The sequence below is a fragment of the Anaerostipes sp. 992a genome, from assembly GCF_001940245.1.
Taxonomy (GTDB): Bacteria; Bacillota; Clostridia; order Lachnospirales; family Lachnospiraceae; genus Fimousia.
Genome location: NZ_MJIG01000004.1, coordinates 448594 through 461756, shown reverse-complemented (window position 1 = coordinate 461756; position 13163 = coordinate 448594). Strand labels below are relative to the sequence as shown.

Annotated in this window: 16 protein-coding genes and 1 pseudogene; 15 read left to right on the top strand and 2 right to left on the bottom strand. The window is 37.2% G+C overall.

Going from position 1 to position 13163, the window contains the following annotated elements:
- Positions 1–4: 4 nt before the first annotated feature.
- From BHF69_RS06480 to mutT, 8 genes are all read left to right on the top strand, one after another.
- Positions 5–1462 carry a glycoside hydrolase family 32 protein gene (locus BHF69_RS06480; RefSeq protein ID WP_075670232.1) on the top strand — a complete coding sequence of 486 codons (1458 nt, stop codon included), beginning with the start codon at positions 5–7 and terminating at the stop codon, positions 1460–1462.
- Positions 1463–1526: 64 nt separating this feature from the next.
- Positions 1527–1715 carry a hypothetical protein gene (locus BHF69_RS06475; protein WP_075670231.1) on the top strand — a complete coding sequence of 63 codons (189 nt, stop codon included), beginning with the start codon at positions 1527–1529 and terminating at the stop codon, positions 1713–1715.
- A 71-nt stretch (positions 1716–1786) separates the two neighbouring features.
- On the top strand, positions 1787–1948 hold the full coding sequence (locus BHF69_RS14140) for a hypothetical protein (RefSeq protein ID WP_158022562.1): 162 nt from the start codon (positions 1787–1789) through the stop codon (positions 1946–1948).
- A gap of 193 nt (positions 1949–2141) precedes the next feature.
- A complete protein-coding gene (locus BHF69_RS06470; RefSeq protein WP_158022561.1) occupies positions 2142–3092 on the top strand; it encodes a hypothetical protein in 951 nt (316 codons plus the stop codon).
- The gene (locus BHF69_RS06465; RefSeq protein WP_075670229.1) at positions 3010–3378 is read left to right on the top strand and encodes a hypothetical protein; all 369 of its coding nucleotides are present in this window, start codon (positions 3010–3012) and stop codon (positions 3376–3378) included. Before BHF69_RS06470 ends, BHF69_RS06465 begins: the two co-directional genes overlap by 83 nt.
- The gene (locus tag BHF69_RS06460; RefSeq protein ID WP_075670228.1) at positions 3375–4127 is read left to right on the top strand and encodes a hypothetical protein; all 753 of its coding nucleotides are present in this window, start codon (positions 3375–3377) and stop codon (positions 4125–4127) included. Before BHF69_RS06465 ends, BHF69_RS06460 begins: the two co-directional genes overlap by 4 nt.
- A gap of 205 nt (positions 4128–4332) precedes the next feature.
- Positions 4333–7290: a DUF3427 domain-containing protein gene (locus BHF69_RS06455; protein ID WP_075670227.1), complete on the top strand. Its 2958-nt coding sequence runs from the start codon at positions 4333–4335 to the stop codon at positions 7288–7290.
- A 9-nt stretch (positions 7291–7299) separates the two neighbouring features.
- On the top strand, positions 7300–7695 hold the full coding sequence (gene mutT / locus BHF69_RS06450; RefSeq protein WP_075670226.1) for an 8-oxo-dGTP diphosphatase MutT: 396 nt from the start codon (positions 7300–7302) through the stop codon (positions 7693–7695).
- Positions 7696–7762: 67 nt separating this feature from the next.
- Here mutT and BHF69_RS06445 read toward each other — a convergent pair whose 3' ends face one another.
- Together BHF69_RS06445 and BHF69_RS06440 are read right to left on the bottom strand one after the other, a co-directional pair.
- Complete coding sequence (locus BHF69_RS06445) at positions 7763–8074, bottom strand: YbjQ family protein (protein WP_075670225.1); 312 nt, start codon at positions 8072–8074, stop codon at positions 7763–7765.
- Positions 8055–8285 (bottom strand): hypothetical protein, encoded by a 231-nt coding sequence (locus tag BHF69_RS06440; protein WP_075670224.1) that lies wholly within the window; start codon positions 8283–8285, stop codon positions 8055–8057. Before BHF69_RS06440 ends, BHF69_RS06445 begins: the two co-directional genes overlap by 20 nt.
- Positions 8286–8381: 96 nt before the next feature.
- On the opposite strand from BHF69_RS06440, the pseudogene BHF69_RS14825 reads away from it, so the two are divergent.
- From BHF69_RS14825 to BHF69_RS06405, 7 genes and pseudogenes are all read left to right on the top strand, one after another.
- Positions 8382–8531, top strand: a pseudogene (locus BHF69_RS14825) (helix-turn-helix domain-containing protein); the annotation flags it as partial.
- Positions 8532–9093: 562 nt separating this feature from the next.
- A complete protein-coding gene (locus BHF69_RS06430) occupies positions 9094–9786 on the top strand; it encodes a DUF3990 domain-containing protein (RefSeq protein WP_075670222.1) in 693 nt (230 codons plus the stop codon).
- Complete coding sequence (locus tag BHF69_RS06425; protein ID WP_075670221.1) at positions 9752–10390, top strand: helix-turn-helix domain-containing protein; 639 nt, start codon at positions 9752–9754, stop codon at positions 10388–10390. Before BHF69_RS06430 ends, BHF69_RS06425 begins: the two co-directional genes overlap by 35 nt.
- 450 nt (positions 10391–10840) lie before the next feature.
- Positions 10841–11221, top strand: coding sequence for a TnpV protein (locus BHF69_RS06420; RefSeq protein WP_075670220.1), 381 nt, complete (start codon positions 10841–10843; stop codon positions 11219–11221).
- The gene (locus BHF69_RS06415; RefSeq protein ID WP_075670219.1) at positions 11218–11481 is read left to right on the top strand and encodes a DUF6809 family protein; all 264 of its coding nucleotides are present in this window, start codon (positions 11218–11220) and stop codon (positions 11479–11481) included. Before BHF69_RS06420 ends, BHF69_RS06415 begins: the two co-directional genes overlap by 4 nt.
- 286 nt (positions 11482–11767) lie before the next feature.
- On the top strand, positions 11768–12658 hold the full coding sequence (locus tag BHF69_RS06410; protein ID WP_075670218.1) for a Fic family protein: 891 nt from the start codon (positions 11768–11770) through the stop codon (positions 12656–12658).
- Positions 12659–12687: 29 nt separating this feature from the next.
- Complete coding sequence (locus BHF69_RS06405) at positions 12688–13137, top strand: DUF6650 family protein (RefSeq protein WP_075670217.1); 450 nt, start codon at positions 12688–12690, stop codon at positions 13135–13137.
- Positions 13138–13163 lie beyond the last annotated feature (26 nt).

Below are 13163 nucleotides of genomic sequence, written 5' to 3'. Positions count from 1 at the left end.
AGCGATGTTAAAAAAATATGAGAAAGTCATGAAAAGTGAATATGACGCATGGTATGCGGAAAATGGGGAATATAGACAAAAAGTTGCATCAGATGAAAGGAGGCTTGCCTTTCATCTGATGCCAAAGACTGGCTGGATGAATGATCCAAATGGATTATGCCAGTATCATGGGGTTTATCATATTTATTATCAATATACACCATTCGAGCCAACCGGAGAATTAAAGCTGTGGGGACATTACACCACAAAGGACTTTGTTCATTATCAGGATGATGGACCGGTATTATTCCCAGATGAAGAGATAGATGCTCATGGCGTATACTCTGGATCCGCGTTTATCGAAGAGGATACGATGCATTTCTTCTACACCGGTAATTTAAAATATTTTGATCGAGATGACTATGATTACATTAACAGTGGGCGTGGAAGTAATACGATTTCATTTACCAGTAAAAATGGACATGATTTTACCGAGAAGCAGCTGCTGATGACCACCGATGATTATCCAGAAGATATGAGCAATCATGTACGTGATCCGAAGATCTTTAAAAAAGATGATACGTATTATATGGTACTGGGCGCACGAGATCATAAGAGCAAAGGAATGGTCTTATTATATCAGTCCAAAGATTTAGCATCCTGGACCTATGCAAATCGTATTACGACAGAAGAACCATTTGGATATATGTGGGAATGCCCGGATGTGTTTGAACTGGACGGGCAGTATATTCTGACCTGTTGTCCACAGGGAGTGCCAAAGGATGGCATCGACTATGAGAACGTTCATCAGGCCGTATCTATGAAGCTTGACTATGATTTTGAAACCAATGATTATCAGCTTAAGGATATGCATCTATTAGATCGAGGGTTTGACTTCTATGCACAGCAGACATTTGAGGATGAGCAGGGAAGAAGAATCTTGATCGGATGGATGGGAATTCCAGACGCAGATTATACCAACCCAACGGTGGAAGCCGGATGGCAGCATGCCTTAACCATTCCAAGGGAATTATGTCTTGAAAATGGAAAACTGATACAAAAGCCGATGGAAGAATTAAAGCAGCTACGACAGGATAAAAGCCAGAAAGCATTCTCGAAAGAATGCGGAGCCGCTTTTGATCATGTGGTATATGAAGCAGAAATCGATTTTGAGTATTGTCAGAACATGGAATTGTCCATGCGAAAAGGCATTACATTATCCTATCAGGATGAGATACTGACGTTAGATCTTGGGGCATTTGGAGCAGGAAGAACAACAAGAAGTGTGAAGGTAACAGAGCTTGAACATCTTCAGATCTTTGCAGATACTACTTCTGTGGAAATCTTCGTAAATCATGGAGAAGAAGTGTTTACATCCAGAATGTACCAGTTAGAGGGAGAGCTAAAGCTTGCAGGAAGCTGTGCAGGAACGATGACCGTCTATACGTTAGATTCATTTATAATTGAAGATAAAGAAAAATAGAAAAATCAGATGAGGTTGTTTACGGGAATAGGCTCCTTTGGCAATGCAGGTAAGGAGGCTGTGTATGGCACAGATCCACGTAAATAACCTCACTTTTTATTATGGAGGCAATCTGAAAAATGCACATTACGCGATGTTGAAAACCGGGGAAAATGGGGCGGTAACCTATGATGTTCCAGTGGCACTTCCTGGGGCGGTTTCGATCTCACTTTCGGCAAATGGTGAGATGGAGAATTTCCAGTTAGACCAATGAGGAGAATCGGGAAGTGCAGACGGAAAGCAGGTACCATTTAAGGCATCGGAGCCATTTCAAGGATCTACCGGATGAAATTCCAGAGAGATATCTATAAGAATCTGGCATCTCTGGAGAAGGAAATCGACAGTAATTCAGAGGAAGTGAGTAACCTGGATTTTTTCCATGGAGATGTTTTAGAACATCGCTTAAGAGAAGCGTGTGCTACCATAAAATTCACAAAAAATCAATAGTAATTTTTCTTATACCGTGGTATACTATAACCAATTATAGACATATGGGAGGTGACGAGATAATTTTGGATAAGGGAGTATTTAAAAGCACTATACTTGTATTTATCCATCGTACACCAAAAAGGTGATTCTGAAGCAAGCTGTAAATGACGGATTGATTATAAACAATAAGAAACATAGAGGTCAGATGACTTTGAATTTCACCGATTGTATTGACGTTTCTGATGATGAGACCATTGATGATAAGTTTAAGCATATTCTTGATTCCGAGAGCATTTTAGCGATGATTGAGGAATATGAGTATAAAAAGCCATATCGTCATTTCTGCTATTTTAAGTATTCTGATCTTAAGATTGAAAAGATAGAAGAAATGGTTAAAGCTGAGAAAGTTAATGTCTTTGATAAGAAAGGTCATAAACCAATCGATGACCCAGAAAAACCAACAATCTACTTACTTGGAGAGTTAATTTTCCTAAAATTTACATATATGCTCCAGAACGATACAGGTAATACGATAAAATACGTAATGTTAGCTGTAATTGACAAGGAAAATCAGATTCTGGAGATTAGGTTTGATCGTGTCGGAATAGCCTATAAAAATTCACATACATACTATAAAGACAAGATTGAAACAATATTAACTTATTTGAAGGAAAATATATATTTGGAAATCTCAGATATTGATTTCAAGGCTGTGGTTGACTTTATGAAGTCTGAGCGTGACGACATTACAATTGTTGCTCAGCGCATGACAAGAAATGGAACAACTGCTTATTTGGAAGCGTATGAAGATGAGGCTAGTATAATTCCTATCCTTGGTGAATTAGATACGTTCATTGAAGAGCAAAAAGAATTGTTTGATCGTGACAATAACACTAAGGAGATAAGAGAAAAGCTTCAAGCATTTAGACGAGAAATAGAAATAAAATCCGATATGCCGCTTGTGAAAATCAGAATGGATGAATCGGGAATAAAATTTGGTATCACACATAATTATAAAGACACAGAGTATAGCTTATTTATGCTTTATGGAGAATTGGTTGGAGAGGAGATGATGAGCAGTGTCAAAGAATACATTATGCGATGCTATAAAGATCTTAGAGCTGCAACATCAGCTGACACCATATCAAGAGAAAAAGTGTGAAGAGTTTTTTTCTGCGCTGAAGATAGGAGATTATGTATATCCGGGGCATCTTAAGTCAAAATTAGCTGTAGACATAAAAGTTGCTTATGAAATGCTGGAAGAACTGAAGAAGCAAGGGCTTCTGAAAAACTTATACGAGGTATACTGTTTTGATTGCAACAGAAGTAAGGGGATTTTTCTAGAATCGTTGGAAGAATTTAATCCGGATATGTATTGTGATTTTTGTGGCAAACATATGTCTATAGAAGAGAACATTATAGTGTTGTATAAGGTAGTGAATATATGAGTAATAATCAAGAAGTGCCGGCGCTTGATCTTCGTTCCTATCTTGATCAAATCGTCCAAGATCCAATAGCTAAATTTAACGGCTTCATTACCTGGACAGAAAATGATAAGAATGAATTTAGAATATTGTTGGATGAATTAAAAAAGCCATTTGATAGAAGCAAGGAAACCGCAAAGGATAAGGGCGATCGGTTGGAAAATCTGGTTGATTTCATTATACGTAAGACATATTTTTTTGAAATATATAAAAATGTGCATACTGGAACTAATGAGATAGATGAAGTCATTGTATTGTCTGATCGTGGAAAGCAGGCTATTAAGTCTTTTAACCTATCAAGAGAATTAATTCCGATTGGTCAGGATTTATTTTTGGGAGAATGCAAAAATTACCAATCAAATCTGGGTGTGACATATGTTGGAAAGTTTTATAGCTTATTGTCTGTAACCGGAATACCATTTGGTGTTGTATTTACGCAAAAGGGTCTTACTGGTGATTCAGAAGGCTATAAAGATGCATATGGACTTACAAAAGTTCTGAGAATGGTTGAAAATTCCAAGGGGAGAGATTTTTTTATTCTTACATTTACTTTAGAAGATTATGAAAAAATGTTAGAGGGAACTACATTTTTTGATCTAATAAAAGCCAAAAAAATGGAAATGCAATTGGCTTCCGATTATACAAGGTTTATAACAGATAATAAGCATGAGGCTGAAGAAGAAATAAAAACTATATTGACAGATTATAAGTAAGCATTGGAGAAATCCGGTGCTTTTCTTTTGTAATAAAACGGGAGGAAAAGAGCGTCTTCCATTGCGATTAGTTAGCATAGATGATAAAATATTAGAGAAAAATATGCGTCCAGTGTATGATTCAGCCAGAAAGCAGGGTTATGAGATATGGATGTTTTGAACATAATAAATTCATAAGAAAAAAACGAATGTTAGGTGATAATAAATGAAGCAAGAGAAAATAGTCGAGCTAAAACAAGGATTAACAACCGCATTTATAAATCAAAATGTTTCATCAAATTTGGCTTATCGACCACAGTTTGTATCGAACAACTATAAGGAAGGGCGCAAGGTAATCTCATCCATTGAGGATGAGCTTTTGTCATGTGAAGAATTTTGTATCAGTGTGGCGTTTATGACGAAGGGAGGAATCACTCCGCTTCTTCAGACATTGAAGGAGTTAGAAAGGAGTGGGATTCCGGGAAAAATTCTAACAACGGATTATTTAACTTTCAGCGATCCAGAAGCACTTCGTATGCTTGCGAAATTCAATAATATTGAAATAAAAATGTACATAACTGAAAATGAAAAGGAAGGATTTCATACGAAGGGATATATTTTTCGAAAAGAAGAATTGTATCGTATCATCATAGGGAGTTCTAACGTGACCTTGAGTGCACTTACAACCAATTGTGAGTGGAATACAAAAATTGTTTCAACGGAACAAGGAGAGTATACGCAGAATGTAGTATCTGAATTCGATCAGCTATGGAATGCGAAACAGGCGTTGCCATTTGAACAGTTTATTGAATCATATACGGATCTTTATACAAGGAATAAGATTATTCAAAAGCAAAAAGAAATGGCACGCCAGTCAGAAGTTCCTTCACTGGATGTGTATCGTTTACAGCCAAACTCCATGCAGGTTGGTTTTATCAATAATTTGCAAAAGATTTATGATGCAGGAGAAGATAAAGCGTTGTTGATTTCTGCAACTGGGACTGGAAAGACCTATGCATCGGCATTTGCCATGCGAGAATTAGGATTTGGACGAGTACTGTTTTTGGTTCATCGTAACCAGATTGCAAAGCAGGCAATGAAGTCTTACCGTAAGGTATTTGGCGGGAAGGTTTCTCTGGGTATGGTTACTGGAAAATACCAGAATTATGATGCGGATTTCGTATTTGCTACTGTTCAGACGTTGAGTAAAGAAGAGACACTGGAGAAATATACGCCAACAGCATTTGATGCAATTGTCATTGATGAAGCGCATCATAGTGCGGCAAACAGCTATAAAAAGGTAATGGATTATTTTACTCCGCAGCTATGGCTTGGAATGACTGCTACGCCGGATAAGCGAGATGACAATTTAGAAGGCAGAAACATTTATGAGATTTTCAATCATCAAATTGCATATGAGATTCGTTTGCAGGATGCAATGGAAGAGGATTTACTCTGTCCATTTCATTACTTTGGAATAACGGATTTGGAAATGATTACGGATGCGGGAAAATCCAAGGAAGCAAAGGTTGAGAGTTTTCGATATTTAACTTCAGATGAGCGTGTATCCAATGTGATGAAGCAGGCAGAATTCTTTGGACATAGCGGTGAGCGGGTCAAAGGACTCATTTTCTGCAGTCGCATTGATGAAGCGAAGGAATTATCCAGAAAGTTCAATTTGAATGGATGGCGGACGCTGGTTCTAAGTGGAAGTGATTCAGAAGAAGCAAGGGCAGCAGCCATTGAGCGACTGGCTGGTGATGAGGGCGAAGATGCACTGGATTATATTATTTCGGTGGATATCTTTTCGGAAGGAGTAGACGTGCCTGAGATCAATCAGGTTATTATGCTTAGGGCGACAAAATCTCCTATTGTTTTTATTCAGCAGTTAGGACGTGGACTTAGAAAAGCAGAAGGTAAAGAATATGTTGTTATTTTAGATTTTATTGGAAATTATCAAAATAATTTTATGGTTCCAGTGGCATTATCTGGAGATAGAAGCTATAATCGGGATAATATGCGTCGTTATGTAATGGAAGGATGTAGAGTGATTCCGGGAGCATCAACCATTCATTTTGATGAAATTGCAAAAAGTAGAATTTTTAAATCAATTGATAAAATCAAAGGAATAAAAGAGATTATTAGAAAGAGCTATTGGGATCTTAAATATCGTTTAGGAAGAACTCCTATGTTGATTGATTTTTATGAAAATGGAGAAGTTGATCCGTTGGTAATATTGGATCACTATAAAACATATTATCAATTCTTAAAATGTGTCGATTGTAATAGTTGTACGGAAGAGTTATCAGAAAAAGAATTATTGAATTTGGAATACGTATCAAAGGTTGTTGCTAGAGGAAAACGTCCTCATGAAACGGAGCTTTTATCAGAACTTATTGACAAAGACGAGATCAATAAATCATCTTTGATGCAGAAAATTGCGGTAGAATATGAAACGGATGTCAATGATTATGAGATAGAATCGGCAATTTCAAATTTGAAAGGAATGTTTGTTAGTAAAGATGCAGAAGAAGCCAAATATATTCAAATTGAAATGGTACAAAATAGTAATTCTGGAATGATTCGCAGAATGGCAAACTTTTATGAAAGATTATCACATCCTGTTTTTTATTCATACATCTATGATCTTATAAAAATTTCGAGAGCAAGACTGCATGACATGTATAAAGGAAAAACAGAGGAAAATGAGTTTGTATTGTATGAAAAATATTCACGTAGAGATGTATGCCAATTGTTGAATTGTAAACGAGATCTATCTTCAACTATGTATGGAATGAAAAGAATTGGAGAAGATGCGTGCATATTTGTAACATATCACAAAAAGGAAGATACATCTGGAAAGGAATATCTGGAAGGAAAACCGGATTATGCAGATGAATTCATAGACAATCAGATATTTATGTGGGATACCCAAATTGGAAGAGGTATTGATAGCGGATATACAAAAGAAGTTTTAACTGCCAAGCGTAGGCATCTTTTTGTGAAGAAAAGTGATTCTGAAGGTTCTGATTTTTATTATATGGGATTGTTTGATGTTGTAGAAGCAAAGCCTGGTAAGAAAAAGGACAATAATGGGAAAATGCGTGAAATCACAAAAATGAAAGCAAGGATGCATCATGAAGTAAGAGAAGATTTATTAAACTATTTGCAATGTAGTGTATAGGAGATGAGTATGAAAACAATAAAAGTAGTAGCCGCCATTATCATTGAGAATGGCAACGTGTTTGCAACACAGCGTGGTTATGGTGAATTTAAAGATGGATGGGAATTCCCTGGTGGAAAAGTCGAAGCCAATGAAACACCAGAAGATGCGTTAGTGAGAGAAATCAAAGAAGAACTGGATACCGAAATTGAAGTCCTTGAATTATTGGATACGGTGGAATATGACTATCCAAAGTTTCATTTATCTATGGAATGCTTTATCTGTAAGATGAAATCTGGTGATTTGATTTTAAAAGAGCATGAAGCAGCCAAGTGGTTAACCAAAGAGACATTGGATAGTGTGGATTGGTTGCCTGCTGATGAAGGATTGATTGGGAAGATTGAGGAGTATTTGGGGAGAAACTGAGAGAAACGACCTATCCCCAAAAGGATAGGTCGGGTAGAGTTTCTGAATTAAAAAAATTTTTCATTGTTTACAGAAATTTTACGGCAGTTCCGTATGCCATGACCTCGGCGGCTCCTTGCATAACAGCGGCGGAAGCATAACGGACATTTACGATAGCATCAGCGCCCAGTGATTCGGCTTCTTCTACCATACGTTTGGTTGCTAGAGCTCTTGCATCGTTCATCATTTCATTGTAGGCTTTCAGCTCACCGCCTACCAGTGTTTTAAAGCCCTGGGTAATGTCCTTACCTAAATTCTTTGATTGAATCGTGCTGCCCTTTACGAGACCTAACATCCGCAGTTCTTTTCCAGAAATGTAATCAGTATTTACTAAGATCATCTTCTTCTCCACTCCTTATCTCTTTTATGCGTGAAATCAGTACACCTATCATAACGCCGGCAAAAGCCAGAGGAACGACTATAAGCAGAAATTTTACCAGACTAGAAAGATCGTCTATTGTAAGAAGTAGAATCGTAATACCCACATAATACAGAACGAAAAGTATGGTAATGATAATTGGAGCAATCATTTTTTTCTTATGGTTATTCATATGTTTCCTCCTTTAATAAAACTGCTTACACTCATTGTATGCTTATATTGAGAAAAACACAATAGAATATTTTGAACCTTTTTCCTACTAATTGACATGATTAAAAAAATTCGTTCAAATTTGAATAGGAACCAAACGGAATTTGCAGAATTATTAAATGTAACTTTTGCAACAGTGAATCGTTGGGAGAATGGCAGAGCTGTTCCGAATAAACTTGCACAATCAAAGATGTATGAGTTGTGCAAAGAATATAATATACCTGTTTATGATATGGTTATGGAAAAGATAAGATTAGCATCACAAAGCATTGAATTAGAAGATGGAAAAGTGTTGTTGTATCACGGTTCAACATCTGGAATTGAAGGAAATATTACGGATGCAGCATTAATTAATAGCTTATCAGCACTAGAATTCGGTAAGCAATATGTTGCAATTACACAAAAAGGCTGTGATGCAATAAAAATCGAATGTGAAGTAGAACTGTCTTATCTGGAAAGACAATTTTTGAAAGAAGTTGCAGAATCTAACAGAATGAAGGGCATTTATCATAAGACACAGATTGATTTGACATACAATTCAAATCATAAAGGAACTTATGAAGCTGACGTTGGAACAGAAACTTGCTTATGGCGGACATTCGGTTCTTCGTTGGATGATGTGAGTGCCAGTGTTTATGATGAAAGAGGGATTTCGTTTATCTGATTTGAGAATTTTGGTATCGCTTTGGTGATATAAACCTTCTTGCAACTTGTTGATTTGCTATCACTTTGGTGATATAATGGCAATGAAGAGAAGGGAGGTCGGGAAAATGGATAAACTGATTACGATATACCACGGTTCGGAAAAAAACGTGGAACAGCCGGTTTTCGGAAAAGGCAGGAAGAATAACGATTTTGGTCTTGGATTTTATTGTACTGCAAGTGAGGAACTTGCAAAAGAATGGGCGGTATCTTCCTTGCGTGATGGCTTTTCCAACCGCTATACGCTGGATACCGAATACTTGAACATTTTGAATTTGAATAGTCCCGATTATACTATCCTCAACTGGATTGCTGTCTTGGTAGAACATCGCCTGTTTTCTATAAAAACTCCTGTGGCAAGACGAGCAAAACGATATTTGATCGATAACTTCAGCGTCAATGTAAATGCTTTTGACTTGATTACAGGTTACCGTGCAGACGATTCCTATTTTGATTATGCAGAGTCATTTCTTAACAATGGTATTTCGGTAGAACAGCTTGCACGTGCTATGCGACTTGGAAAGCTGGGGGAACAAATAGTTATTAAATCAAAGATTGCCTTTTCCAAACTGAAATACGAAGGCTTTGATGTTGCCGAGAAAGACCAATACTATGTTCTTCGCAAAGCCAGAGATGATGAAGCCAATCAGCTTTATCTGGAAATGCTTGAAGAAGAGAGTGATGGACTGTATATTCAAGATATTATGAGAGGAGGCATTAAAAACGATGATCCACGCATACCAAGAAATATATCTGAGTAAGGCACAGTCGGTACTTGGTGATGCCTTTGATTACGCGGTCAATACTTGCGGTATTCTCGGAAATGACTTTGTGAAACTGTTTATTGCAAGTTCTGTAAGCAAGCGAATAGAAAACGGTGAACCTGCCTATCTTGCAGGTAAAAGCGGTATTGAAATCGTCTGGGAAATCGTTGAAGAAACAAAAGGGCAAGAACTTCAAATAGAACCGAAGGATCATTTTGGACGATCCAAGGAATACTGGATTGGGTGGGCTGTTGCCTATTATCAATGGTATTCGGGTAGGAAGTATAGCGACATTTTCAAGGTTCTCTCTTTTGAGGGTTTGCAAAAAATGTACTACACTCTCCACGAAGCGGATATAACAAAGTTTGTTGACATTGTGGATTCAAAAATAAAGGAGTATTTTCCTGAAACGAATTTAAAGCGCATTCGTACAGCATATGGCTTTACTCAAGCAGAGTTAGCGGAACGGTCCGGTGTCAGCCTTCGTTCGATTCAGATGTATGAACAGCGAAACAAAAACATCAACAAAGCAAGTGTAGATACAGTATATAGCCTTGCTAAGGTTTTAGGCTGCACAATGGAAGATTTGATTGAGCGGTAATCAAAATTTATGGAATAAAAATTTTTATCATCAAAGCCAATAGAAAGAGATATTCATCGTTAAAAGGTTTCGAATATCTTCAAAAAACAGCCCATCTGTGCTAAAACATCAGAGTAGTAAAAGCCACCGATTTCTATTGCGTTTTTACTACTACACATGGCTGTAACTTGAATTATTTTGCCTCATTTTGCTAAAAATGTAGATTTCTTAACAAACAGACACACAAGCGAAAAAACTGCTAAAACTGGGCAAAATAGAGCAGTTTAGAGCACTCCGGAAAGGAAGAAATATATGATTAAAATACTTTTCATCTGCCACGGCATTATTTGTAAAAATCTCTAAAAACTCCAGTAATATCAAGGTTTTTCAGACTTGAGGATGGTGCTACTACACCACTACTACACCAGTGAGTCTCGATGTGGCAAAAATCAAGAAATCGAGGTCAAGTTTATGGAAAACAAAATGAATATCAATGGAATTGAATATGTGCTGGCAGGAGATTACTACATCCCGGATCTGAAACTCTCCAACGAAGAACGCCCCATCGAAAAATACGGGCGGATGCACCGTGATTATCTCAAAGAGCATCACCCTATGCGGTTTAACCATCTCGTTCTGGAAGGACAGCTCTGGACTTATCTTGCCGATCGGAATGAGCAGGCGCAGAACAGATTGCAGCTGCTCATCGGGCAGATGCAAGAAACAGAAGCTGTGACTGATGAATTGAAAAAGAACGACCAGATGGCTTGGGTACGAGCCATGAACAGCATCCATAACCGGGCAGAGGAAATCATCCTCCGGGAATTGATTTACGGGGAGGATGTAGCATGAAGATACTGGAAGATTTTTGGTATGGCAATATTGAGCCGACGGATTATGGCACATCCTCTTGTAAAGAGTATAAGAAACTGTTGGAACTGATTTGTAGGAATGAAGAAAAACTCAAAGCCACCATGACGGATGAACAGAAAGAACTATTTGAAAAATATACGGAGTGCGTTCGTGAGTATCAAACTATTGCGGACTGCCTCTTATTCCAGAACAGCTTCAAGCTGGGCGCCAGAATGATGGTTGAAGTTATGGAAGATTGATTAAACCACAAAGCAAGACTGGATGTTGCTTCGTAAGAAGTAGCATCCAGTCTTTTGTCATGTGAGTTGTAGGCATAATCACATAATTATAGATAATAACGTGATTCTAAACACATATTTATTTGATTTGGAGTGATGGAACGTTATGTTACAAAAATAAAACTTCCTATGACGGCAAAAATATATGGGTTGATCTAAAAACAGTTGATGTTTTTGCCGATGATATGATATACTATACAGTAGATTAGTGTAGTTTTTGGATTTGATTTATGACGGAGGATAGCAGATGCGATACCTTTCAGTTACTGAAATAGCAAAAAAATGGGATGTGTCGGAACGCAGTGTTAGAAATTACTGCGCCCAAGGACGTGTGAATGGTGCGTTTCTCACCGGAAAAACTTGGAACATTCCTGAAAATGCAGAAAAACCGGAGCGTACCAATAAGAGAAAAGAGGAACCTATTACTCTGTTGGATATTCTGAAAGAACAGAAATCAAGCAAATACTCCGGTGGTATTTATCATAAAACACAGATTGATTTGACATACAATTCAAACCACATGGAAGGAAGCCGCCTGACCCATGATCAGACCAGATATATTTTTGAAACCAATACTATCGGCGTGGAAAACGAAGTCCTCAATGTAGATGACGTGATCGAAACGGCGAACCATTTTCGTTGTATTGACATGATTATTGAGAACGCAAAAACGGCATTGACTGAGAAGTTCATCAAAGAGCTTCATCTGACACTGAAGAACGGAACCAGCGATTCCAGAAAAGACTGGTTCGCTGTTGGTGATTATAAGAAATTGCCGAATGAAGTTGGCGGCATGGATACCGTCCTTCCGGAAGAAGTTGCCGATAGGATGAAAGCATTGCTGGCAGAATACAATGCCAAGGACGAAAAGACCTTTGAGGAGATTCTGGACTTTCATGTGAAATTTGAACGAATCCATCCATTCCAAGATGGTAACGGTCGTGTAGGCAGACTGATTATGTTCAAAGAGTGTTTGAAATATAATATTGTTCCATTCATCATTGAGGATAATTTGAAGATGTTCTACTACAGAGGATTGAAAGAATGGAACAACGAAAAAGGCTACCTAACAGATACCTGTCTGACTGCACAGGATAAGTATAAGGCATATTTAGATTATTTTAGAATTGCGTACTAATAATACGTCTTTGAAATTTGGAGATAAACATGAAGTTTGAAATAAATGGAATTAGTTTTCCGTTTGGAGGAATTTCTTGGAATAAAAAAATTTCCACAAAAGAAATGTTTGCACATTTACTGTTGTTTCTCGAGTCAAAAAGGATATTAATAAATCCTATTGAGATGGAAAAGAAGGAATGGTGCATAGGATCTGTTTTAGAAATTAAGCAAAAACTTATTTCGATTACAGAAGGTATGGAATTAAGTGATAAAGAAAAAGAAATAATCTTAAACCTTTTCGAGGCTTGTAATGAGTATCTAAATAGAGTTGTGCCTATGGAACTGCCGTCTATTATCTTTAAAAATGGGGATAAATGGGAAGATTTAAGTTTTGATAAAGCAATGAAAAATTTTAGAAATGCTGTCAAACAAGAGATACAGAAAATCGAAAAGGGTTACAAATTATCGTTTACCAAGATTATTCCAGATGAATTTTAAAAATTGATATTAACGGGATAAAAAAG

Coding starts and splice junctions, on each gene's coding strand:
- BHF69_RS06420 (WP_075670220.1), top strand. CDS start 10,841: ATGGAAAACAAAATGAATATCAATGGAATTGAATATGTGCTGGCAGGA.
- BHF69_RS06475 (WP_075670231.1), top strand. CDS start 1,527: ATGGCACAGATCCACGTAAATAACCTCACTTTTTATTATGGAGGCAAT.
- BHF69_RS06460 (WP_075670228.1), top strand. CDS start 3,375: ATGAGTAATAATCAAGAAGTGCCGGCGCTTGATCTTCGTTCCTATCTT.
- BHF69_RS06415 (WP_075670219.1), top strand. CDS start 11,218: ATGAAGATACTGGAAGATTTTTGGTATGGCAATATTGAGCCGACGGAT.
- BHF69_RS14140 (WP_158022562.1), top strand. CDS start 1,787: ATGAAATTCCAGAGAGATATCTATAAGAATCTGGCATCTCTGGAGAAG.
- BHF69_RS06405 (WP_075670217.1), top strand. CDS start 12,688: ATGAAGTTTGAAATAAATGGAATTAGTTTTCCGTTTGGAGGAATTTCT.
- BHF69_RS06430 (WP_075670222.1), top strand. CDS start 9,094: ATGGATAAACTGATTACGATATACCACGGTTCGGAAAAAAACGTGGAA.
- BHF69_RS06425 (WP_075670221.1), top strand. CDS start 9,752: ATGATCCACGCATACCAAGAAATATATCTGAGTAAGGCACAGTCGGTA.
- mutT (WP_075670226.1), top strand. CDS start 7,300: ATGAAAACAATAAAAGTAGTAGCCGCCATTATCATTGAGAATGGCAAC.
- BHF69_RS06445 (WP_075670225.1), bottom strand. CDS start 8,074: ATGATCTTAGTAAATACTGATTACATTTCTGGAAAAGAACTGCGGATG.
- BHF69_RS06410 (WP_075670218.1), top strand. CDS start 11,768: ATGCGATACCTTTCAGTTACTGAAATAGCAAAAAAATGGGATGTGTCG.
- BHF69_RS06440 (WP_075670224.1), bottom strand. CDS start 8,285: ATGAATAACCATAAGAAAAAAATGATTGCTCCAATTATCATTACCATA.
- BHF69_RS06480 (WP_075670232.1), top strand. CDS start 5: ATGTTAAAAAAATATGAGAAAGTCATGAAAAGTGAATATGACGCATGG.
- BHF69_RS06455 (WP_075670227.1), top strand. CDS start 4,333: ATGAAGCAAGAGAAAATAGTCGAGCTAAAACAAGGATTAACAACCGCA.